Here is a 21,149-nt window from a genome sequence, read left to right as displayed (position 1 = left end):
TTACGAAATGAGATCATGAAACGACCTGTAGGTAACACGATGGAAAACCATTCGTGCAACCCACAGGTCGTTTTCGTTTTTCGAAATGTAGCTCTCAGCGGCTTCCCATTATATGTGCAGTTGAATCTCATTGCCATAAGGAACCTCCATAACCGCACCTCATGGCTTTGAAGTTTTTTCAGCCGACATTCATTTCAGTAATTTCAGTATTGACTAAAATTACTGAAAATACTTAATATAATACTCATAACATCTTTTAGGAAGTGATGCACATGAAAAAAACTACTTCGATCAGTGCTGTGCTCTTGTTTGTCACCATACTCGTTGGGGTTCTTGGCTCGTACAGCATCATTATTGCGCTGCCATTTATTGGAGAAGAATTTCATCTGAATCCAGTGGAGCAAGGTGCGATCATCAGTGTTTATTTTTTAGGCTTCGCGATTTTTACCATTCCGGGAGGGATCATTGCTGATAAACGAGGATCGAAGCAAATTATTGTAATCAACTTGGTACTGTGGGCAATATTGACTGCGCTTACAGGGGCGGTCACAAGTTTTGCAGCCTTACTCGTCATCCGATTTTTGTTGGGGTTTATCGATGCCCCCCTAATGCCTGCTATGTTAAAAGCGATTGCCGAACGAACACCTGCAAACATCCGTACGACCACAGTCTCCATCGTTTCATCAGCTGAACCAATTGGGACTGGACTTGCCCCTTTTCTAGTAGCACCATTGATTGCGATACTGGGATGGCAGGAAGCTACTTTTGTTACAGCATTAATCGGCCTGCTCTTGGCCCCCATTCTCTGGATATCCCTTCCCCGTCCTTTCGTGAAGGAATCACCATCATGCTCAGCATCATCAGAGTCGAACCCCATCCCTTTCATGTCTCTTTTCCGTAACGGGCATTTGTGGAAACTAACAAGTATGCTCTGCGGAATTCAAATCGTGATGGTTGGATGCTTGACATGGGTACCTACTTACTTAACAACGGAAAAACATCTTGCTATTACCCAATCAGGCTTATACGCATCGCTTCCTCTTCTCATTTCCATGCTTGGCTATTTGGCAGGAGGTTGGTTGTTTGACCGTTATTTTCATCAAAAGTTTCGATCGATGGTCATTCCGTCCCTTCTGTTCTCAACGATTCTCCTTACACTTATGATCCTATCTGACAATGTCAACCAGTTTCTGTTGTTTGAGTCGATCTCTTTGTTTTTTCTCTCCCTTACCACTCAACCCATTATTGGCCTTACCATGCGTATCATTCCCTCAGATGCTTTGGGTACTGCTAGTGGAATTCTGTTAACCGGAGGAAAGCTGGCAAGTATTTTTACACCAATCGCGATGGGCGCATTTATTCAGGCGTTCTCCTTTCAAGCCGGTTTTTCCCTGTTGCTGGTAGGTGCAGGAATTGCACTTGTTTCATCCTTTCTTATCCATCTCAAAAGGAGTGAGGAGCTTGACTGATTTCATTCAAAAACTGTTACAAGAAATGCCTGATTTTTCACATTTTCTAACCATTGAGGAATTGGACACCTCTTCCCGTGAACTAGCAGCCGCCTATCCAGATCTTGTTACCCTCAGTACCATCGGTCACTCAACAGAAGGACACCCCATCCTTATGCTGCGAATTGGAAATGGCCAGCATCGCGCGCTGTTCGTCGGTTGTCCGCATCCAAATGAGCCGATTGGAGCTCTATCGCTAGAGTATCTCAGCAAAAAGCTATGTGAGGATTCAGCCCTATTAGAGCAAATGGATTATACCTTTTATATCATCAAAGAAATCGATGTAGATGGTTGCCGACTGAATGAAGGTTGGTACGGCGGCCCGTTTTCTCCAGATCGTTACATCCGCAACTACTATCGTCCCAGTATGCACGAACAAGTTGAATGGACATTCCCGTATGCGTATAAAACGTTCAGCTTCAGCGAGCCCATTCCTGAAACCGTAGCATTTATGCGGGCGATTGATGAAGCCAAGCCGCATTTCCTCAACAGCTTGCACAGCTCCGATCAAACTGGAACGTTTTATTATGTATCGACTCCTCTTCCCGACGCATTGTGCCAACAGATCATAAAACTGACCCATGATCATCAATTACCGCTGATGATCGGCGAACCGGAGGCACCATTCATGCCCCCTATCCAAGCCGGTTTTTATCTGCTACCTGAGCTGTCTGCTATGTACGATTACTACCAAAGTATCCTGCCTACTGGAGAAGACCCTTCGAAAGCAATCCTCATGGGGGGCTCATCGCGCGATTATGCTGGGACACGTTACGATACCTTTTGCCTTGTTTCGGAAATATCGTTGTTTACGGATCCAAGGATGGGAGATAAATCGGAAACCACTCATAGCTACAAGGATGCTACGCTGGACATAGCCAAACTGGAAGGGGAACAGATTGCTTTTTTATCCAAACAGTACCAAAACGCACAGGCATTCATAACGGTACCAACCAAATTTCAGCGGTCTGTAGAGGATTTTCTGATCGGTATGGAGGAAGTTCGATCCCATCATTTACAATCAGCTGAAAGTGATGCAGCTTTAGCACGCTTCGCAACAGTAGCTGAAATGTTTGACCTGAAACTACGCACTTTTTGGAGTTCTCTATGCTGCTGTAGCATGCTTATCCGCATGCTGGATGCCCAGCCCGACAACATCGCCCTTTCGGAGATTCGAGCAGATTCAGAACAATGGCTGAATCAAGGCTTACAAGAGCTACTCTCCTTTTTTAACTGGTCGATGCGTCCGCTGCGCGAATTGTGCGGTGTCCAGCTAGGTTCTGCCTTGATGATCATGGAATATCTTCGTCAAACCCATGAAACTACTTCCACGCCACTAAAATAAGGAATGACGTGGGCACCTGTCAAAAGAGCAGGTGCATTTTCTTTTGGTATTTTCTGAAGAAAGCGATGACTATTGGTAGTATAATAGACAAAAGCATGGAAATCGGGCAAAACGAGGAAAAAGGAGTCATGAAGTTGGACAAATTAACGGCGGAAACAATGCAATTGATTGAAGAAATGGCTCTCCATCACGAAAATCAAGGATTATCCAGAATTGCTGGCCGGATTATTGGACTGTTGATGGTCTCTCAGGAACCCCTTTCATCCGAGCAGATTGCCACTACATTACAAGTCAGTCTCGGAAGCGTGTCTACCAATATGCGCATGCTTTTGAAAATTGGATTCGCGGAAAAAAAGAGTGTGACAGGCGACCGTGTGAGCTATTACATCATGGCACCAGACACAATTGAGGAAGAGCTTATACAGGGTTTAGAGCGAATCCTATCATTAAAGAATATCATAGAAAAAGGAATGCAAATTGAAAATTTGCAGGATAGTGAGCTAGTTATGCAGCGATTCCATGAGATGCTGGAAGCAATTGAGCTATACAGGGAATCTCTCAACCAAATGCTCGTTGAGTGGAAGTCTCGTCGTATGTAACAGCAAATAGCTCGTATCAATGGAAAAGCAGAAAGGCAGCTTTGGCGCTGAAAAAGCCGCGGCTGCCTTTTTCCATAAAAGGATGGCATCGATCATTTGACTGGTGATATCTCATCCTCCGTTACCCATTTGTAGTTCTTTATTTCTCCTCCCCCTGTCGTGGGAGTGTAATCGATCATATAGACAGTCGTTGTATTTGCCGTATCAAGCTTGGCTGATGCATCGAGCATCCCTTTCACATGATCCGCCTTCAAGACGACTTCCGTTCCCGGATTATACGGTTGCTGGATATGGTTCTTGATTTCTTCTTGAATGATCCATTTATAACCTTTCACAGGGGGCTCACCCGTTGTAGGCGTATAGGTAACGGAATAGGCCGTCGTGTCGTAAGCCCCCACGATTTTTGCTTTCGCCCCTTGCATCCCTGGTTGGTGACTTGCTTTCAAGATGACTTCACTCCCTACTGTATACGTAGGTTTCGGTACAACTTCTACTTGCTCCAGCACATCCGGTGCAGCAGGACCGCCACATGCGCTTAACCCCATTGCGGTAATCAGCATGAGCGATAACAGTTTCCATTTTTTCATTCTAAACACCCCGAATTCTTTGTTGTCTGTCAAAGGTATTATGGGTACACAATACCTTCCTTATCCACTTGTATCCTGCTTGATGCTTTATTTGAATGCATCCTTGAACGGGCTTAGCAAATCCTGCGCATCTGTGTACAGCAACATCTTCCTCCTGCTAGCCAATCTGCCAGTCAACTCTTGTCCATACAGACGCACCACCCAAATAAAATGTTTCATGTAAAAAGAAACCAGTTCGAAGGACCTGCTCGTGCCCTGAACTGGTTTTCGCTCTATTCCGCTGCAAGTATGTACTTTCTGAATAAAGCAAAAGGCCGCAAAGAATGGTCATACAGCTCACTGCTGAACACAACAAGCCGTAAGACCCAATCCTCTCGTATGTCCGAAATTTTGGCTGAATCGACTCTTGAACCCATGCTGCTGAAACAATCTGCTTTTCTTGCCAATTTCTGATCTTTCTGTCAAATTCCTTGAATAGCTCTGTATCTAACCGCGTTTTTTGCAGGGTCTGCAACTTCTTTGCCCGGTATTTCCCCGCGTAGGTAACGTTCGCCCCATTCACACATGAGATCCATAATTGGTTTGAGCGATTCTCCCAATTCACTCAATTCATACTCGACCTTTGGCGGTACTTGGCTGTACACGGTCCTAATGACGATTCCATCCTCTTCTAACTCACGAAGCTGCTGTGTCAGGATTTTTTGGCTAATGTCCGGCATTTGTTTTTTCAATTCGCTCGTTCTTTTTGGCCCGTAGTATAGCTGACATAAAATCAAGGTTTTCCATTTTCCACCTAAAACATCTAGCGTTGCTTCAGAAGGAATTTGGTATGTATGTTTGAGCTTTGGTCTCATCGATTTACTATCCTCCCTCATGGCTTACGATTTTTTCAGGAACCTTTTTGTTCCTATGTTACTTTTTGGTATTAAAAGCACAAAAAAGTGCGTACTTTTCACATTCCATTATATGGTGCATGATTCGGATATACCAGCGCCTTAGAAGATGGCCGTATAAATGACTACAAAGATAGAGGGTGTATGAAATGAAAGTACTGACAGTTGTTACCCATCCACGAACCAATTCCTTGACCTTTGCCGTTTCAGAACGCTTCGTTCAGGGCCTAAAAGATGCAGGGCATGAGGTTGAAGTTTTGGATTTGCATCGCAGTGGGTTTCACCCTGTATTATGGGAGGAAGATGAGCCGGATTGGAATAATGGCGATAAGAAATATTCCGAAGAGGTCGAGATTGAAATGGAGCGTATGAGAAAACACGACGCGTTAGCCTTCATTTTTCCGATCTGGTGGTTCAGCATGCCAGCCATGTTGAAAGGATATATCGATCGCGTCTGGAACAACGGGTTTGCCTACGGCTCAAGTAAACTGCATCATAAGCATGCATTGTGGATTGGTCTGGCAGCTGCAACGGAAGATCATTTTCAAAAAAGAAGTTATGACCAAATGATAGCGCATCACCTCAATGTCGGAATCTCTGGTTACGTCGGAATCGACAATTCGAGAGTTGAGTTCCTTTATGACACCTTGGCGCAAAATCCTGCGCATATCGAGCAGTTGTTGGACCGTGCATATCAATTGGGATTCCATTATGGGAAGAAAGAGAGCCTGCAAGTATAAAAAATGTTTTTCTATCGTAGCCAGCGGTGGGAGTTGCAACTTAACGCCCACCCCTTCTGATTTACCGGATGTTTAAACAATAAAAAAGAAAACCCTCTTTTCTTGTAAGAAAAAGAAGGCTTTCAACTATGTGTATTTAATGCTACGCAAGTACCTCAACTGTAAATCCACCAGGAGCTTTCACGTAAAACGTCCAGCCATGCGATCTTACTGGCGGTGCTACTTTGTAACCATCTTCTTTTAAGCGTTGATTGATTTCATTTACTTTCTCTTCGCTCTCCTGAATGAAGCCGATATGAAATGTCTTTGGATATTGGACTTCGGCACCCTTCATCAAGGTAAACACCAGGCCGTTATCGTCAAATAGGACCCCAAAACTATCGCCACGGGCATCATCCGACGTATCTAACTTTTTCAAGCCAAAATACTTCTCCAAGAAATCAGAAGCAGCTGGAACATCCGTAACCGTAAGATTGACGTGATTCAATTTCATAATGACCACACATCCTTTGCACGAGATTAATTCAAGCGTAGCACATTCATGCAAATGCTAATCTTGACAGGGTCTGAGGCTGATCATTGTCATGAATATCCGTCACATATCTTTAAGGTTTCACGATAGTTCTATTGGTTCACAGCTACTTTTGATTTGTTTACGATATGAATGGCATGACCTAACACCGCTTCAGCAGCCTCCAGCCATACTTCGCTTAAAGTGGGATGCGGATGCATAGTTAACGCCACATCTTCTACACGTGCAGCAAGCTCAAGTGCCAGCACACCCTCCCCAATCAGGTTTGAGGCATCCGCACCTACAACGTGCATTCCCAATAATAAATGGCTATCTTGATCCACTATCACTTCTGCAAAACCCTCTCCCTCATCCATGGCGAGTGCTCTTCCATTCGCCCGATAAGGAAAAGCCGCTACCTTGACCTTGTATCCTTGAAGTTCTGCCTCTTCGCGTGTCATCCCCACACCCGCTATTTGCGGTTCGGTAAAAATCACATAAGGTACAAAAGGGGAATCTACGCTGCTAGGCAGCCCTGCGATCACCTCGGCTGCCACAATCCCTTGCTTCGTTGCACGATGGGCTAACGCAGGGCCAGGTGTTACATCGCCGATGGCATAAATATGCGCCCTGTTCGTACTGCCAATCGATGTCACGGGTATGTAGCCGCGCTCGTCCACTTCTACACCCGCCTGCGCAAGTCCGAGTTCGCCTGTGTTCGGCACTCGCCCTATGGTGACGAGTGTTTTATGTGCGATGACACTTTCGAAACCGTTCTTTTCCGAGGTGCATGCGAGCGTGACTCTTCCGTTCGCTACCTCAGCCTTCTCTACCTTTGTTGCGGTCTTGACCGTCATCCCGAGCTGTTTCGCTTGCTTGAGCACTTCCGAAGAGAGATGCGCCGCTGTCTGTGGCAAAATGCGCTCGGTTGCCTCGATGACAGTCACCTGCGATCCAAGCTTGGCGAACGCCATCCCGAGCTCCATTCCAATATAGCCCCCGCCGATAATGGCCAGTGTTTCCGGTACGTCATCCAATGCCAGCATATCAGTAGAATCCAGAATATATTCTCCATCTGTTTTTAAAAACGATGGAATGAATGGACGTGATCCTGTCGCAATAATCGCTTGTTTGAATTTGTACGTTTCAAAATCGCCACCCGTCTCTACGCCAATCCGATCACTCGACAGAAATGTTGCTGTCCCCTTTACGACCGTAACCCCGTTGGCCTGGCAGAGATAATCGACCCCTTTGTTCAGCTGAGCAACGACAGAAGACTTCCACGTCTGCCAGCTCGGCATGTGGAACGTTGTTTTCCCTGTCGGCAGTTGAATTCCAAGCTTAGTTAGACTACTTAGCTTGTGGTATTCGCCTGCTGTATGAATCAAGGCTTTCGACGGAATGCATCCGCGATTCAAGCAGACCCCACCCAGTACTTCTTTCTCAATCAGAACAACTGATTTCCCCAGCTGTCCGAGACGAATAGCGGCTGCATAACCTCCTGGCCCACCGCCGATGACAACCACATCTGTTTCTACTGCTACTTCGCCGACTACCATCTATACCATCTCCGCAAACAATAGATTCGGATCTTCCAGCAACTCCTTGATCCGGTTGGTAAAACGTACCGCCGTCACGCCATCGATCAGGCGATGATCAAACGAAAGTGACAGGTTCATCATCCAGCGAATAACGCCTTCATCCTCACGCACGACCCAACGCTTCTCCATTTTGTGCAAACTGATAATCGCCACTTCGGGGTGATTAATGATGGGAGTTGCTTGCAGTCCCCCGATAGGACCTACATTGCTGACCGTGAAGGTGCCGCCTGTTATGTGCTCCATAGTCAATTTGCCTTTGCGAGCCAAGCGTGCCAGCTGATCGATTTCCTCTGCGAGTTGAAAAATCGATTTGTGGTCTGCATCCTTGATAACTGGTACAATCAAGCCCTCCGGCGTATCCGTTGCAATGCCGATATGGTAAAAACGCTTGAGCAGGATTTCATTCGTATGTTCGTCAATCGATGCGTTCAGCGTCGGGAATTCCTTCAGTGCAATGACCAACGCCTTGATAAAGAACGGCAGGAAGGTCAACTTGATATTCCGTTTTTCCGCATATGGCTTTAGCTTTTCGCGCAAAGCACGCAGCTGATCCATCTCCAGCTCATCGACTGAAGTAACATGCGGGATGATTGTCACTGATTTCACCATATGCTCGGCAATCTTTTTCCGGATGCCTTTTAAAGGTAGCCGTTCGATATCTCCCTGCGACGAGGTGGTCGCGCGAGTAGTGGTTCCTGTTTTCGGCTGAACAACCGGTTCAGTCTCAACCTCCACCGTACTTGCCTCCAACAGACGCTCATTGCCAGTAGCCGAAGTCGGAAACTTGGCTGGTACTGATTTTTGCAGTCGATTGGCGAATTGGCGCAAATCTTCTTCCGTCACACGCCCTGCTGCTCCTGTTCCCGTGACCAACTCGATATCCAGCTTCATTTCCCGTGCCAACTGCCGAACGTATGGTGTGGCCAATGAGCGGCGGTGATCAGCACGAGCTGGGGCAAAATTGACTGTCTTATCCGGATTTACGACCTTTTCTGGAAGCTTTGTCTCTTCCTTCTTTGCTTCCGTACCTGCATCGATTACGAGAAGGGTAGTTCCGACCTCTACTGTTTCCCCTTCTGATATGAAAATGTCACGAATAATGCCTGTCACTGGCGCAGACAACTCGGCATTCACCTTGTCTGTCTGAACCTCCAGCAGCGGTTGATCCTGTTGAACGGATTCGCCCGTGCGAACCAGTACTTTTACAATTTCTCCTTCATGCATACCTTCTCCCACATCAGGAAGCTTGAACTCAACCATATGACTCGCTCCTTCTCTTTAAAACGTAGCCGTTTCCAAAATTCCGTCCTTCACGCGTTCAGCCGTTGGCAAATAGTCATCTTCGATACTGAATTGCGGGACGGGGACGTCAAATCCGGTAATCCGTTTCACGGGAGCCTTCATGTAGATCAATGCTTCATCATTGATTATGGAGATGATCTCTGCACCCAACCCGGCTGTCTTATGCGCTTCATGTACGACAACTGCGCGTCCAGTCTTTTTGACCGAGGCGATGATCGTATCCCGATCCAATGGATAGAGCGTCCGCAGATCAATGACTTCACAACTCAAGCCGTTTTCGCGCTCGATCTGCTTCGCAGCATCCTCAGCGACGCGAAGCATCGCTCCCCAAGCAAAAATGGATACATCCGAGCCTTCCTGGACGACCTTCGCTTTTCCAATGGGGACACGGTACATTTCCTCTGGAACCTCTTGTTTAAATGCACGATACAGCTTGGTCGGCTCCAAAAATATGACCGGGTCAGGATCTTCCATTGCTGCAATCAGCAAGCCTTTTGCATCATAAGGTGTGCTTGGTGCTACAACCTTTAAGCCAGGGACATGAGCAAAAAACGTTTCGACACTCTCCGAATGCAGCTCAGGACCGCGAATCCCTGCTCCATACGGTGTGCGTATGACCATCGGGACATGGTACTGTCCGCGAGTCCGATAGCGCATGCGTGCCGCATGAGAAACAATTTGCTCAAAACCCGGATATATGAAGGCAAGGAATTGAATCTCGACCACAGGAATTTTCCCGTTCATGGCAAGACCGATTGCTGCCCCGATGATTCCCGCCTCAGCAAGCGGCGTGTCCACTACACGATCCGGACCGTACTTGTGAATCAAATCTTCCGTCGCCCGGAACACGCCACCATTCACGCCAATATCCTCGCCGAGCAGCATAATGCGTGAATCATCTGCCAATTTTTGATCCATAGCCTCCGTGATTGCTTGAATCATCGTCAGTTTGCGTTTCATGCGGGGATTCCCTCCTGCTTCGATGGCTTGACGAGCTCGCTCTCCTGTTCCGTTGCCATCCACGATGGTTCAGCGTAGACGTGCTTGAACATGTCTTCCGGTTTGGACTTCGGATAGCTCTCTGCTTCGACAAGAGCTGCGTCGATCTGTTCATTCATCCGTGCAACCAACTCTGCTTCCTTCGTTTCATTCCACAACCCTTGATTCTCCAGATATACACGCAGACGTTGGAGTGGATCGCGTTCTTGACGCCATTCCTCGGACAAACTCTCTTGATCCCGGTATTTCTTTGGATCATCTGCGGTTGTGTGTGCGCCATAGCGGAATGTCACCGCTTCGATCAACGTCGGTCCCTTGCCATCTAGTGCACGTTGCATGGCTTCTTTCATCGTCAGCCAAACAGCGAAGATATCATTGCCGTCTATCCGAACTCCAGGGATGTCATAAGCAGCCGAACGCTGTGCAATCGTTTTCGATGAAGACTGCTGTGAAAACGGAACGCTGATGGCGAAGCCGTTGTTTTGACAGAAGAAAATGGTCGGTGTTTGAAATACGCCTGCAAAATTCAATGCCTCATGAAAATCGCCCTCTGAGCTTGCTCCATCACCAAAGTAGGCGATGCTGACATGCTTTTCGTTTTGCAGCTTGCTCGCCCAAGCCGTCCCTACCGCATGAACCATTTGAGTCGCAATCGGTACGCAGGGCGGCATGATATTCAAATGCTTCGGACTGATACTCCCTTCCATGTGGCCCATCCAATAGAGGAACACCCGTGCCATGGACTGACCATGGACGATTGCTGCCGCATGGTCTCGGTAGGTTGGGAAAAGCCAATCTCCAGGTGTTAATGCCATCGCGCTGCCTACTTGCGAAGCTTCCTGCCCTTCAAAAGGAGCATACGTACCCATTCTTCCTTGTCGTTGCAGGTTAATCGACTTGCGGTCAAACTGGCGAGCCAGCACCATATTTTCATACATCTTGATCATCGTCGCCTCGTCTAATTGCCCCTTGAGATCGCCTACCAGCTCACCCGCTGGACTCAATACCTGATATAATGAAGACATAGAACATCCCTCTCTTTTTCAATGAAAAACACCGCGGTGTCTTTCGTTAGTGTGATCCTGATCGTTTTGCTTTTGCTTTCGTCTTTATAGAAGAGCAAGTAGCATGCCAAACATTTGAAAGCGATTTCACAACAAAACCATTCAAAAATGATCACTTTTGCATATGCATAATTGCGCATCGATGATTAATTCTGATTATTCCGTTTACAAGCTTACATAGGAGGACTTCCATGTATCAAACCAAGTATTTCCAGGCCAGTGACAATCATGAACTCGCAAAATTGCTGACAACCATCTTCAGTACGTCCCACGATGGATTGGCGATCTGTGACCGCAACGGCTACGTCCTGCTCTACAATGAGGCGTACTTGAACATCACGGGAGTTCCCGCCGACATCCTGAATAATTTCAGCTTTATGGAGCAAAAAGAAATGCATCTTGTTCCTGACTCTTCTGCTGTGCGGACGATTTTGACGAAACGAACCCATAGTGTCGTGATCGATTATCCAAACGGTCGGCAAGCGATTAACACGGCTACTCCGCTGCTCGATTCGAACCAGGAATTATTGTTAGTAGTGGGAAATGTGCGCGACGTCACGGAACTGAATCAGCTTCAGAAGGAGCTGGAAGAAACACGTCAAATCAGTTCGGCGTATCAAAGGGCTCTGGAGCATATCCAAACCGATGGTAACTTTGACGAGCAGATCATTTATCGCAGTGGGCTCATGCATCGAATCGCTTCACTCGCCAAGCGCTTTGCGACCAACGACTCTCCCATCCTTTTGCTAGGTGAGTCTGGTGTTGGTAAAGATGTCATGGCGAATTACATTCACGCGCAAAGCGGACGAACTGGAGAGTTTATCAAGATTAACTGTGGGGCCATTCCCGAGCATTTGCTTGAGTCAGAATTGTTTGGCTATGAGAAAGGCGCATTTACGGGGGCAAGCCAGTCAAAGGAAGGATTGTTTGAGCTGGCGGATCGAGGAACCATATTTCTCGATGAGATTGGAGACCTTCCCTTTCCTTTACAGGTGAAGCTCTTGAATGTGTTGCAGGATGGACGGATTCGCAGACTTGGGGGGAAAACATCTCGTCAAGTGAACATGCGTATCATCGCTGCCACTAATAGTGATTTGGAAGCGATGGTGGAACAAAAGCGTTTTCGGCAGGATTTGTTCTACCGGCTAAACGTACTTTCTCTTACCATCCCACCCTTGCGTGAGCGCCGCGAGGATATTCCGGCTCTCATTTTCTACTATTTGAAAAAGCTCGAATGGAAGTACCAGCAAGAGATGCGCATCGAAACAGATGCGTTGGAGGCGCTGATGGATTATGATTGGCCAGGGAATACACGCGAGTTGAAAAATGTGGTGGAACGTTCTTTCCACATGTGTGAAAATGGGCGGATTACCTTTGATCAGTTGCCAACATCCATTCGTAATACGCAACAGACAGCCCTGCCTCTCCAACTCGCTAAAATGGATGAGCTATTGCCGCTAAAAGAAGCGGTCGAACGGTTTGAACGAGCGTATATCCAGCGCCTCTTGAAAGAGACAGACACCATGCAGCAGTGTGCGGATAAGCTGCAAGTGAACATATCTACGCTCGTTCGAAAAAAGCGTACCCTCGGCATTAAATAAGGCAAAAGGAAAAGCCCGATACACTTTGGTTCGGGCTTTCTCGTTCTTTCAGCGTATGGTCTCGCAAACATCCGGGGGCTATTTCACAAGCCCTTCTCTTAAAGTGTTGATCCCATGCTCCAGATACCCCTTCAAACAGCTTAAGACGTACACCCAGCCTTCTTTATTGTCGACGATTTTTTGTAGAAGCGCTGGATCATCTTCTTGAAAACCCTCTTCATTCACTTCAATGATCGTCGTGGCTTCATCCAACGCGTTTAATGTAATCGTTACAGTATTTTCTTCTCCCGCCCACTGGAAAACGATTCGTTTGTGCTCTTTGATTTCGCGAACGGCAATCCCTACTTCTGCGTTGTAAATATCGTAGAATAATGTAATGTGCTTCCCTTCTTCCCACCTTGCCGAGCTGGAAGAGAACCAGAAGTTGCCGATTTTCGCCGGGTCCACGAAAGCTTCGAACACTTCATGGGCAGGCCTGTTAATCTGAAATTTTGTAAGATTATTCATGCGTTCGTCAACTCGCTTTCTGATTGCTGCTTCCACCGTAACACAATCACATTTGCGGGACAAATGATCGAATGACTCCCTTTCATTCTTTTACTGCCCCGGACGTCAATCCTGAAATAATCCGCCTCTGGAAAATCAACACCATCACTACGAGCGGGATCGTCACAATGATGGAGGCAGCAGATATTTCTCCCCACGGGATTGTAAACATTCCCTGAAACATGACGATTCCCACAGGCACTGTCTTCATCGCTTCCTGTGTATTCAACGTCAAGGCGAACAAAAATTCATTCCACGCTGCGATAAAAACGAGGATGGCGGTCGTAAAAACCCCAGGCATAGCAAGCGGGAAAAACACTTTCGTCATCGTTTGCCAAATGCTCGCACCGTCTACTTTGGCTGCTTCGCCCAAATCACTCGGTATTTTGCGGAAAAAGATGGTCAGATTCCAGATGGCGAGCGGCAGCGCGAAGGTTGTATACGGAATGATCAGGCCAATGTAGCTGTTCGTTAAGCCCATCGATTGCATGAACATAAAAATAGGAGAAATGGTAGCGATCTGCGGAAACATGGACACAGCCAGTACGACACCCAAAATAACCGTTTTCCCCCGAAAGGAAAGCCAGGCAATTGCATATGCAGCAAAGGAAGCGATCGTTATAGAGTAGAGTGTGGTTAACGTCGCCACGACAGTTGAATTCCACAAGTAACGGGCAAACGGTCTTTCCGTGAAGACGCGGACAAAGTTGTCCAACGAAGGATTTTGGATGATAAAATGAAAGGCTCGCTCTCCAAACAGCTCCGCTGGTGGCTTCAATGCTGCGAGGAGAATCCATAAAAACGGGAACATCACAAGAAAAACGAATAGCAGTAGCCCCACGTAAAACAAGGGACCTGTATGTTTACCCATCCAATCACCTCCTTATTTGCTACTGCCATCACTCAGCAGATCAGCTCCCAATATTTTGACATAGCCGATGGAGATCAATGCCACACATAAAAAGACAATGACCGCAAGCGCAGAACCTTCTCCAAAACTCATTTGAGCAAACATCGTTTTGTACGCGTAAATGGAAATGGTCTCGGTTGAGTTCCCGGGTGCCCCACCTGTCAGCGTGTAAATCAGGTCAAATACGCGGAACGCATCTAGTGTGCGGAACAATAGCGCCACCAGAATGGTTGATTTCAGCATCGGAAGCGTAATACGAAAAAATTGCTGGGTGCGGGTGGCACCGTCGACAGAAGCTGCTTCATACAAGCTTTGGGGAATCGTTTGCAGGCCTGCGAATATGAGCAAAGCCATGAACGGCGTCGTCTTCCACACATCGGCCAAAATGACGGAAAACATGGCTCCAGCCTTTGTCGTCAGGAGCATCCCCATATCCGCGATCAGCCCTGCCTGCTCAAAAAGATAGGCGACGATGCCATTTTGCCCATCGTACAAAAACTTCCACATCATCGCGGAGATAACAGTCGGAATCGCCCACGGTATTAACACAGTTGCTCGTACAAGACTCCTTCCACGAAAAGGTCGATTGATCAACAGCGCGATCAATATGCCGAGCACTAGTTCAATAGCAACGGAAATAACGGTAAAAAATGCTGTATTGTACATAGCCCCCCACATCCGGGCGTCCGTTAAAAACTTCTTGTAGTAGGCAAAGCCAACAAAGTTGGGTTCGATTATCGAAGCTTCAATGCCTTGGATCACGCCAAGAGCACCCTCTGGCTTCGAAAGCAGCTTTTGTTCACTCATTTGCAAAAGGACCGCTCTGATTTCCGCCAAGGTGTTTTTGATAGACTCTGTTTGTAGGTTCGAGAGGCTCACATATTTGAGTTCTGTGGGGACTGGTTTAAAGTCCAGCAATAGCTGGTCGATCATTTGGTATCGGCTCGCGACCTCGCCTGTTTGGTTGAGGGAAGTGTTCATTTGCTCGATTTGCACTTGGAGCGCGTTCAATTTTTCTTTTGATGACCCTTCTGCAGAGTCCGCCTCCCTCTTTACATACCGGAGCAGATTGGGTAACGTGCTGACGTAGCGTTCCATATCTAGTCCGTATGAAGAGTGAATCTCTGATTTCGTCGGGTCGTTCAACCGAATATCGTGCAGACTGATCCAAAAGGATCGCATGACAGGCCAAATCGCGATAACAAGTATGATGAGCAGTGCAGGAAAAATCAGCACATACCCCATCTGTTTTTCTGAGAGAGACATTTTGGTTGATCGATTCATCCGTTCACCACCTTCCTTCCCGCTAGAAGCATGCTTGGGCTTGCCTGATCGTTGTGCAACTTCCAAGGAAGTCGGTTAGACTCCCTTGGAAGCTCCATATGGTGCCGCTTAATTTCTCATCAAGTCGTTCATCTGCGTTTCCATGTTTTGCACCGCTTGCTCGGCTGTTTGCTGCCCTGCAAGCGCTTTGGACACTTCAATCTGGATCACTTCCGAAATTTTGGGATAGATCGGAGTCGTTGGACGAGATACAGCAGCGCTTACGCCATCGACGAAATCTTTGTTGGCGAACAACGGACTGGCTTTTTGAACATCGGCGTCTTCATAGGCTGGCAGGTAAGTTGGTGCGAGCCCACCTTCTATCGCTGATATTTTCTGACCCTCTGGACCTGTCATGAATTTGAGGAATTCCCATGCTTCTTTCGGGTGCTTCGAGAACTTGTTGATTCCGCCCATCCAACCGCCAAGTGCTGCTGCGGAGCCTACATCGCCAGCTGGCAGTGGAGCGATCGCTACTTGATCAACGATTTTGGACTGGGCCTGATCCTGCGCCAACGCGAACTGATACGGCCAGTTACGGATAAAAGGTGCCTGCCCCTCGAGGAATGCGGTGTGTGATTCCGGCTCCATGAATGTGGTGACATTGGATGGGACGAAATCAGATTTGACGACCTCGATCATTTTTTTCAACCCTTTGATCGTAGCCGGATTGTTGACCGCTACTTTGCCTTGTTCATCCAAAATTTTTCCGCCGTACGATGCACTGAACTCGACAAAGTTGCAAACCAGTCCTTCATATTGCTTGGCTTGCATCAAGTAGCCGAACTTCGTGCCGCCCTTGCCCTTCGTTGCCTTTGCTTGGGCAATCAGGTCATCCCACGTCTTTGGTGCTTCGGATACAAGATCTTTGCGGTAAAACAAGAGTCCCGCGTCGATAAACTTGGGCATGGTCCATTGCTGGCCGCCAAAGTTCCCAGCATCCATGGCCCCCTTGATATATTTTCCGGTCTCGATTCCATCTTGCTCCATCAGGCGGTCGAGCGGCAGAAGATAACCCGCTTGTGCGAATTCAGCCGGCCAGATCACGTCCAGGTCAAATACATCGATCTCGGAGGATTGGGCACTGAACATGGTAACGTATTGATCATGACTCTGCCCGGAATCGGCAGGCATCTCACGGATTTCTACTTCGATATTCGGATGGGCTTTTTGGAAAGCCTCCACGAGCTTTTTGGTGGAATCCGTCGCGTCTTTTCCGCGTGCGTAGACAAGCTTGATTTTTTCTGCTGTGGGCTGTGATGGCTCTGTTTTAGGTGCGGTTGGTGTTGAAGGCTGTGATGGGGTTGTATCTGTAGAAGCTTGCTGAGGTGTGGAAGAACATGCTGCCAATGAGAAGGCCATTAATAAGGTAAGTCCAGCGGATGTAAGTCTTTTTGCAACTTTCATCTAAGTAACCCCCTATGCTCATGTTAGAAGCGGACTGCTTCACCTTTTTGTGCAGATGCGTAGATGGCTTCGATCAATCTGTTGATGTACAAGGCTTGTTCCGGTGTGCAGAGCACCTCTGCTTTCCCTTCGATGGCGTCTATGAAATTACGGAATAAGAGTACGCGTTCTTTTTGAGGTTTTGGTGTTAATTCTGTCGAAGCAGTTACGCCGTTCCACTCGTGGTAAAGCGTGAACTGGTTCTCCAATAAACGCAGGGAGGCCCCACCCTCTTGTCCATATAGTTGAAGGAAAACGTTTTCCTCTGCGATGTGAGAAGCCCAGCTTGCATCGAGCGTAAGTGACAATCCATTCTCAAAAGTGATCATCGCAACTGCCATATCTTCCACGTCAAACTTCCCGTTATCATCGATCCTTCCCCACTCTGACAAGCCGCGTTTGTGAGGTCCGAATTGCGCATACGTTTGCCCGAGGACAGATACAGGCTTTGGATGATCCAAGAGCCATAAGGTCAAATCGAGCATATGTACGCCGATATCAATCAACGGACCGCCGCCAGCCCTTTCTTTTTGCGTAAACCAGCTCCCCCATCCGGGAATCCCATTTCTCCTGATCCAACCGGTTTTGGCGTGATAAATGTTCCCCAGTTTTCCTTCCTTCAGCCATGTTTTGACTTGCAGGGAATCGCTTCGGAATCGGTTGTTTTGAGCTACCATGAGGATTTTGTCTGCTTTCTTCGCGGCTTCGATCATTTCTTCTGCTTCCTGGGCATTCATCGCCATCGGCTTTTCGCACAACAAGTGTTTGCCTGCTGCAAGCGCACGTTTGGTCGCTTCTGCATGCAAGTAGTTCGGGACACAAACAATGATTGCGTCCGTATCAGACTCTTGCAGCATCGTCTGGTATTCGGTGAAAACTTGCGGAATCTCATGCCGTTTCGCACGAAAGGAAGCCATTTCTGCTGAAATATCTGCAATCGCAACTACCTCTGCTCGCGGCTCTTCCTTGATCGCCTCCAAGTGTGCTTCTGTAATCCCCCCTGCACCGATGATTCCGATTTTCCATTTGCGTCTACTCGTCATTTCCTTCCCTCCTACACCCACCATAGATTCTGGACTGGTTCTCGCAAGATGACCTGCTGCAGATTTTGAACAGCGCGCAAAAAGCCTTCTTCAATCGACATGATGGCATCCTCATGCTCGATACTCACGACATAATCGTATCCATTCATGCGCAGTGCACTCATCATATCCGCCCACGTCTGCTGCGAATGCCCATAGCCTACGGTTCGGAAATACCACGCACGTTCATGTAGGTTGGCGTAGGAATTCATATCCGTCAGCCCGTACATGTTCACTTTTTCCTGGTCGATATACGTGTCTTTGGCATGGAAATGATAGATAGCTTTTTCTTTGCCCAAGATTTTGATCGCAGCTACAGGATCAATCCCTTGCCACCACATGTGACTTGGATCGAAGTTTGCCCCGATTCCCTCGCCTACCTGTTCCCGCAGCTTTAGCAGTGTCCCTGGTGTGTGGACGAGAAATCCGCCATGCAGTTCCAGCGCAACCTTGACATGATGGTCAGTCGCATAAGCAGTCCATTCGCGCCAATACGGGATGAGCCTCTCATTCCATTGCCAATGCAGCACATCGTGATACTCATTGGGCCAAGGAGCAACGGGCCAGCTCGGGTATTTCGCTCCTTCGTGGTCGCCTGCCGTGCCTGAAAAGCAGTTGACCACAGGCACCTCCAGCATCTCGGCTAATTGTACCGTTTTCACAAACGTATCGTGGGATTGCTGCGCAAAGCTTTTCTCTGGTGTCAACGGGTTTCCGTGACAACTAAGCGCGCTGATTATCAATCCCCGATCCTCTACTGCTTTTTTGTACGCTCGTCTTTTTTCCGGACTTTCCAACAGCTCATCCAGATTGCAGTGTGCATTGCCCGGATAGCAGCCTGTGCCGATTTCCACGGCCTCTAAACCTGCTGCCTTCACATGATCCAGCATTTCTTCGAACGACTTCTCGCTAAAAAGAACAGTAAATACGCCAAGCTTCATATCTCTTCACCCCTTTTGAATGCGTAAACTCGTTTGCTTCTTCTATATGGTAAAGACTTGTTGCCTCACTCCAGTAAAACGCTTACAGTTTGGCGAATGACGAGATGATGGGGGACGGTGCTCATTCTCTCTACAGGTTCATTGCGGATTTGTCTGAGTAATTGCTCTGCTGCGGCTTTTCCGTACATGAACGGGTCATTGTGCACGGTGGTGAGCATCGGACGGGAAAGTGAGGCGAGCTCCAAATTGTCGAAGCCCATGACGGAGATGTCTTCTGGTACACGAATGCCATGGTCGTACAAGTAATTGAGGACGCCAACCGCCATCAGGTCTGTGGCGACAAAAACGGCTGTTGGACGAATTTTTTCCTCACAAATACGGCGCATGGCTTCGTAACCGCTCTTGGCTGTGAATTCTCCTTCCACGACAAATCCTTCATGGATGGGCAAATCATGTGCCCGCATGGCTTTTCGGTAACCACCCATGCGATCCAGACCACACGGCGGGTCCCACAGTGGACCAGATATACACGCGATTTTTGTATGGCCTTGCGAAATGAGATAGGCGGTAGCATCATAAGAAGCTTGCACATTGTTCACGTTGACAGTCGGAATCTGATAGCCGGGCAAATCGTGGCCGGTAACAACAAGGGGAACCTGAATCTCTTGCAGCGTCTGGATGTTGCCCTCCAGGAAATGGATGCTCGCAATAATGACACCATCGATTTGTTTTTCTTTGAACAGGCGCAAGTACTTCAGCTCTTTGTCCACCACTTCATCGGATATCGCCAAAAACATACTATAGTCGTACTCGCTAATGACGCTGTCAATTCCGTAAATGAGATTGGAGTAAAAATTGTTGGAGATATCGGGAATCATCACCCCGATGATGCGGGTTTCCTTGCTAACCAAGCTCCTGGCAATCGCATTCGGCTGAAAGCCCGTCTCTTGCACGATTTTCAAGACTCTTTCCCGCAGCTCTGGTCGGACTGGCTTGGAATTGTTCAGCACGCGCGAAACAGTCGCGATGGAAACGTTGGCGAGTTGAGCGATATCTTTAATGGTTACAGTAATGGTTCTTCACTCACTTTCTATGTAGCGGGTAAACGTTTTCCTAATGTGAAAATAACACCCAATTTTCGTTTTGTCAATATTTAGTTAATTATAAATTGTGTTGACATTGCAAGGAACTTACTAAATAATTCACTATATAATTTATTTACTAAATTAATTATGTATGAAGGAGGTTTTGTCATGAATGTTTTCCTTACAGGAATAACAGGTTATGTCGGGTCCGTAGTCGCCGAGCATTTTCAGTCTCTTGGGTATCAGGTTGCTGGACTTGTACGATCGGAAGAGAAAGCGGAGCTGTTGCTTTCACAGGGGTTCACCCCTATTGCTGGCGATCTTGCGGACACCACACTGCTAACGGAGATTGTTAAAAAATTCGATGGGGTCATTCATATGGCGATCTCGCACACTCCTGATATGGAAAAACTGGATGTAGCTGCGGTTCAGGCAATGCTGGATGGTTTGGAAGGGACAGGGAAGCCATTCATTTATACGAGCGGAACGCTGATCTATAACGATACGTACGACACTGTCGTGGATGAGAACTCCCCTCTCAACCCTTTGCCTTTTCTCCAATGGAAAGCGAACCAGGAGCAGGAAGTTTTAGTAGCTGCCGAGCGCAACATTCGAACAATCGTCATACGTCCTACACTTGTGTATGGTCGTGGTGGTGGACTCGTCCAAGCAACGATTCAAAGAACGAAGCTCTCTCAGTCAGCCAACTACATCGATGATGGACAAACGGCATGGTCTACTATCGATATTGATGATTTGGCGAGACTTTACGAATGCGCTTTTTTACGCGCACAACCAGGCTCATTATTTAACGGAACTTCTAAGGAAATGATTACGACGAAAGAGCTCATGACTTCGATTGCCAAAATAGCTGGGATAGACAAAGCGGAATCATGGAGCTATGAGGATGCGGCCAAGGAGTTAGGACCAGCCGCTTGGGGGGCGAGCATCAATCAGAGGATATCTGGATTGCGCGCGGAACAACAGTTGCAATGGAGCCCCTCTGCGAACTCTCTCCTTAAAGAGCTGGAGCAAGGTTCTTATCAAAACAATAAAAAACCATAGT

The 21,149-nt window shown here is 47.5% G+C and carries 21 protein-coding genes; 6 read left to right on the top strand and 15 right to left on the bottom strand.

The genetic code is table 11. The annotated features are described in order from the left end of the window. Positions 1-272 precede the first annotated feature (272 nt). From FO446_RS14300 to FO446_RS14290, 3 genes are all read left to right on the top strand, one after another. Positions 273-1,469, top strand: a complete 1,197-nt coding sequence (locus FO446_RS14300; protein WP_173609262.1) for an MFS transporter — start codon at positions 273-275, stop codon at positions 1,467-1,469. Further along, entirely contained in the window at positions 1,462-2,853 is a 1,392-nt protein-coding gene (locus FO446_RS14295) for a M14 family zinc carboxypeptidase (RefSeq protein WP_221866989.1), read from the top strand. The genes FO446_RS14300 and FO446_RS14295 overlap by 8 nt, the downstream gene beginning before the upstream one ends. Before the next feature lie 128 nt (positions 2,854-2,981). Beyond that, a complete protein-coding gene (locus tag FO446_RS14290; RefSeq protein WP_173609264.1) occupies positions 2,982-3,452 on the top strand; it encodes a GbsR/MarR family transcriptional regulator in 471 nt (156 codons plus the stop codon). Positions 3,453-3,544: 92 nt separating this feature from the next. Here FO446_RS14290 and FO446_RS14285 read toward each other — a convergent pair whose 3' ends face one another. The 3 genes from FO446_RS14285 to FO446_RS14280 all read right to left on the bottom strand — a co-directional run bounded on the left by FO446_RS14285 (position 3,545) and on the right by FO446_RS14280 (position 4,893). Next, positions 3,545-4,039 (bottom strand): YdhK family protein, encoded by a 495-nt coding sequence (locus tag FO446_RS14285; RefSeq protein WP_173609265.1) that lies wholly within the window; start codon positions 4,037-4,039, stop codon positions 3,545-3,547. Between the two features lie 87 nt (positions 4,040-4,126). Then, entirely contained in the window at positions 4,127-4,258 is a 132-nt protein-coding gene (locus FO446_RS28930; protein ID WP_269137335.1) for a hypothetical protein, read from the bottom strand. 242 nt (positions 4,259-4,500) lie between these two features. Then, entirely contained in the window at positions 4,501-4,893 is a 393-nt protein-coding gene (locus FO446_RS14280; RefSeq protein WP_173609266.1) for a winged helix-turn-helix transcriptional regulator, read from the bottom strand. A 188-nt stretch (positions 4,894-5,081) separates the two neighbouring features. Between FO446_RS14280 and FO446_RS14275 the strand changes: the two genes are divergently transcribed. After that, complete coding sequence (locus FO446_RS14275) at positions 5,082-5,672, top strand: NAD(P)H oxidoreductase (protein ID WP_237900931.1); 591 nt, start codon at positions 5,082-5,084, stop codon at positions 5,670-5,672. 142 nt (positions 5,673-5,814) lie between these two features. On the opposite strand, the gene FO446_RS14270 is transcribed toward FO446_RS14275, so the two are convergent. The 5 genes from FO446_RS14270 to pdhA form a co-directional block, all read right to left on the bottom strand. Continuing rightward, a complete protein-coding gene (locus FO446_RS14270; RefSeq protein WP_173609268.1) occupies positions 5,815-6,165 on the bottom strand; it encodes a VOC family protein in 351 nt (116 codons plus the stop codon). 131 nt (positions 6,166-6,296) lie between these two features. Continuing rightward, a complete protein-coding gene (gene lpdA, locus FO446_RS14265) occupies positions 6,297-7,742 on the bottom strand; it encodes a dihydrolipoyl dehydrogenase (protein WP_237900929.1) in 1,446 nt (481 codons plus the stop codon). After that, positions 7,743-9,044, bottom strand: coding sequence for a dihydrolipoamide acetyltransferase family protein (locus FO446_RS14260; RefSeq protein ID WP_237900927.1), 1,302 nt, complete (start codon positions 9,042-9,044; stop codon positions 7,743-7,745). It abuts the gene before it with no gap. A gap of 18 nt (positions 9,045-9,062) precedes the next feature. Further along, complete coding sequence (locus FO446_RS14255) at positions 9,063-10,046, bottom strand: alpha-ketoacid dehydrogenase subunit beta (RefSeq protein WP_237900925.1); 984 nt, start codon at positions 10,044-10,046, stop codon at positions 9,063-9,065. Continuing rightward, a complete protein-coding gene (gene pdhA, locus FO446_RS14250; RefSeq protein ID WP_237900924.1) occupies positions 10,043-11,110 on the bottom strand; it encodes a pyruvate dehydrogenase (acetyl-transferring) E1 component subunit alpha in 1,068 nt (355 codons plus the stop codon). The genes FO446_RS14255 and pdhA overlap by 4 nt, the downstream gene beginning before the upstream one ends. Before the next feature lie 230 nt (positions 11,111-11,340). On the opposite strand from pdhA, the gene FO446_RS14245 reads away from it, so the two are divergent. Next, entirely contained in the window at positions 11,341-12,750 is a 1,410-nt protein-coding gene (locus tag FO446_RS14245; RefSeq protein WP_237900923.1) for a sigma-54 interaction domain-containing protein, read from the top strand. Positions 12,751-12,828: 78 nt separating this feature from the next. Here FO446_RS14245 and FO446_RS14240 read toward each other — a convergent pair whose 3' ends face one another. The 7 genes from FO446_RS14240 to FO446_RS14210 form a co-directional block, all read right to left on the bottom strand. After that, positions 12,829-13,320: an SRPBCC family protein gene (locus tag FO446_RS14240; protein ID WP_221866996.1), complete on the bottom strand. Its 492-nt coding sequence runs from the start codon at positions 13,318-13,320 to the stop codon at positions 12,829-12,831. A 19-nt stretch (positions 13,321-13,339) separates the two neighbouring features. Continuing rightward, positions 13,340-14,167 (bottom strand): carbohydrate ABC transporter permease, encoded by an 828-nt coding sequence (locus tag FO446_RS14235; RefSeq protein ID WP_232772830.1) that lies wholly within the window; start codon positions 14,165-14,167, stop codon positions 13,340-13,342. Positions 14,168-14,179: 12 nt separating this feature from the next. Next, positions 14,180-15,490, bottom strand: a complete 1,311-nt coding sequence (locus FO446_RS14230; RefSeq protein ID WP_173609276.1) for a carbohydrate ABC transporter permease — start codon at positions 15,488-15,490, stop codon at positions 14,180-14,182. Positions 15,491-15,598: 108 nt separating this feature from the next. Next, positions 15,599-16,936 carry an extracellular solute-binding protein gene (locus FO446_RS14225; protein ID WP_237900922.1) on the bottom strand — a complete coding sequence of 446 codons (1,338 nt, stop codon included), beginning with the start codon at positions 16,934-16,936 and terminating at the stop codon, positions 15,599-15,601. Positions 16,937-16,959: 23 nt separating this feature from the next. Further along, the gene (locus FO446_RS14220) at positions 16,960-18,018 is read right to left on the bottom strand and encodes a Gfo/Idh/MocA family protein (protein WP_173609278.1); all 1,059 of its coding nucleotides are present in this window, start codon (positions 18,016-18,018) and stop codon (positions 16,960-16,962) included. An 11-nt stretch (positions 18,019-18,029) separates the two neighbouring features. Continuing rightward, on the bottom strand, positions 18,030-18,998 hold the full coding sequence (locus FO446_RS14215) for a sugar phosphate isomerase/epimerase family protein (protein WP_173609279.1): 969 nt from the start codon (positions 18,996-18,998) through the stop codon (positions 18,030-18,032). A gap of 65 nt (positions 18,999-19,063) precedes the next feature. Next, positions 19,064-20,050, bottom strand: coding sequence for a substrate-binding domain-containing protein (locus tag FO446_RS14210; protein WP_173609823.1), 987 nt, complete (start codon positions 20,048-20,050; stop codon positions 19,064-19,066). 201 nt (positions 20,051-20,251) lie between these two features. Between FO446_RS14210 and FO446_RS14205 the strand changes: the two genes are divergently transcribed. Next, the gene (locus FO446_RS14205; protein WP_173609280.1) at positions 20,252-21,148 is read left to right on the top strand and encodes an NAD-dependent epimerase/dehydratase family protein; all 897 of its coding nucleotides are present in this window, start codon (positions 20,252-20,254) and stop codon (positions 21,146-21,148) included. The last annotated feature ends 1 nt before the right edge of the window (position 21,149 follow it).

The organism is Brevibacillus brevis (assembly GCF_022026395.1).
Taxonomy (GTDB): Bacteria; Bacillota; Bacilli; order Brevibacillales; family Brevibacillaceae; genus Brevibacillus.
Note: the sequence above shows the minus strand (reverse complement) of the source record. Positions and strands in the feature narration are given on the sequence as shown.

What these genes read in the sequence shown, in the direction of transcription:
- FO446_RS14245 (WP_237900923.1), top strand. Translation starts at nt 11,341, where the DNA reads ATGTATCAAACCAAGTATTTCCAGGCCAGTGACAATCATGAACTCGCA.
- FO446_RS14220 (WP_173609278.1), bottom strand. Translation starts at nt 18,018, where the DNA reads ATGACGAGTAGACGCAAATGGAAAATCGGAATCATCGGTGCAGGGGGG.
- FO446_RS14260 (WP_237900927.1), bottom strand. Translation starts at nt 9,044, where the DNA reads ATGGTTGAGTTCAAGCTTCCTGATGTGGGAGAAGGTATGCATGAAGGA.
- FO446_RS14235 (WP_232772830.1), bottom strand. Translation starts at nt 14,167, where the DNA reads ATGGGTAAACATACAGGTCCCTTGTTTTACGTGGGGCTACTGCTATTC.
- FO446_RS28930 (WP_269137335.1), bottom strand. Translation starts at nt 4,258, where the DNA reads ATGAAACATTTTATTTGGGTGGTGCGTCTGTATGGACAAGAGTTGACT.
- FO446_RS14280 (WP_173609266.1), bottom strand. Translation starts at nt 4,893, where the DNA reads ATGAGACCAAAGCTCAAACATACATACCAAATTCCTTCTGAAGCAACG.
- pdhA (WP_237900924.1), bottom strand. Translation starts at nt 11,110, where the DNA reads ATGTCTTCATTATATCAGGTATTGAGTCCAGCGGGTGAGCTGGTAGGC.
- FO446_RS14285 (WP_173609265.1), bottom strand. Translation starts at nt 4,039, where the DNA reads ATGAAAAAATGGAAACTGTTATCGCTCATGCTGATTACCGCAATGGGG.
- FO446_RS14230 (WP_173609276.1), bottom strand. Translation starts at nt 15,490, where the DNA reads ATGAATCGATCAACCAAAATGTCTCTCTCAGAAAAACAGATGGGGTAT.
- FO446_RS14215 (WP_173609279.1), bottom strand. Translation starts at nt 18,998, where the DNA reads ATGAAGCTTGGCGTATTTACTGTTCTTTTTAGCGAGAAGTCGTTCGAA.
- FO446_RS14300 (WP_173609262.1), top strand. Translation starts at nt 273, where the DNA reads ATGAAAAAAACTACTTCGATCAGTGCTGTGCTCTTGTTTGTCACCATA.
- FO446_RS14255 (WP_237900925.1), bottom strand. Translation starts at nt 10,046, where the DNA reads ATGAAACGCAAACTGACGATGATTCAAGCAATCACGGAGGCTATGGAT.
- FO446_RS14270 (WP_173609268.1), bottom strand. Translation starts at nt 6,165, where the DNA reads ATGAAATTGAATCACGTCAATCTTACGGTTACGGATGTTCCAGCTGCT.
- FO446_RS14225 (WP_237900922.1), bottom strand. Translation starts at nt 16,936, where the DNA reads ATGAAAGTTGCAAAAAGACTTACATCCGCTGGACTTACCTTATTAATG.
- FO446_RS14275 (WP_237900931.1), top strand. Translation starts at nt 5,082, where the DNA reads ATGAAAGTACTGACAGTTGTTACCCATCCACGAACCAATTCCTTGACC.
- lpdA (WP_237900929.1), bottom strand. Translation starts at nt 7,742, where the DNA reads ATGGTAGTCGGCGAAGTAGCAGTAGAAACAGATGTGGTTGTCATCGGC.
- FO446_RS14290 (WP_173609264.1), top strand. Translation starts at nt 2,982, where the DNA reads ATGAAGTTGGACAAATTAACGGCGGAAACAATGCAATTGATTGAAGAA.
- FO446_RS14205 (WP_173609280.1), top strand. Translation starts at nt 20,252, where the DNA reads ATGAATGTTTTCCTTACAGGAATAACAGGTTATGTCGGGTCCGTAGTC.